1 protein-coding gene is annotated in these 616 nt (G+C 67.7%); it reads right to left on the minus strand.

Translation table 11 applies throughout. The annotated features are described in order from the left end of the window. On the minus strand, positions 1-616 hold a 616-nt coding region (locus AOG27_RS20970; RefSeq protein ID WP_152967183.1), incomplete at both ends, for a TRAP transporter large permease subunit.

Raw genomic sequence — 616 nt, forward strand, 5'->3', positions numbered from 1 at the left:
TTCCAGCACCATCTGCGGCACGTTCTCCATGGTCAGCATGCGCGCCAGCATCGCCGAGAAGAACACCAGCACCAGCAGCGTGCCGGCGGTCTGCCCCGCGCGCCACAGCACGCCATGCAGGTCGGCCAGGCGCAGTTCACGGTAGTACCAGATACTGATGGGGATGGCGTAAAGCACGGCGATGGCCGCGGCCTCGGTGGGCGTGGTCACGCCACCATAGATGCAGCCAAGGATGATCATGGGCATGGCCAGGCCCAGCGCCGCGCGGCGCGTCTGACCGGCGATATCGCGCACCACCACCGGCAGCGGAGCCGGTTCGGGCTTCTCCAGTGGCATGTGGCGAGTCAGCACGCGGTTCCAGAAACAGAACAGCAGCACCAGCAACACCCCAGGCAGCACCGGCGCCAGGAAGGACGCGGTGACCGAAGTGCCCGACACCCAGCCGTAGATGATCATCGAGGCGCTGGGCGGGATCAGCAGCGCCAGCACCGCCGAGGTGGAGACCAGCGCCGTGGCATAGCCGCGGTCGTAGCCGCGCTCCACCATGCGCGGGATCATGATCTTGCCCACCGCGGCTACCGCCGAGGAGGCCATGCCCGAGATGGCGCCGAACACC

It is taken from the genome of Pseudoalteromonas lipolytica, from assembly GCF_001306915.1.
In the GTDB taxonomy this organism is placed as follows: Bacteria; Pseudomonadota; Gammaproteobacteria; order Enterobacterales; family Alteromonadaceae; genus Pseudoalteromonas; species Pseudoalteromonas simplex.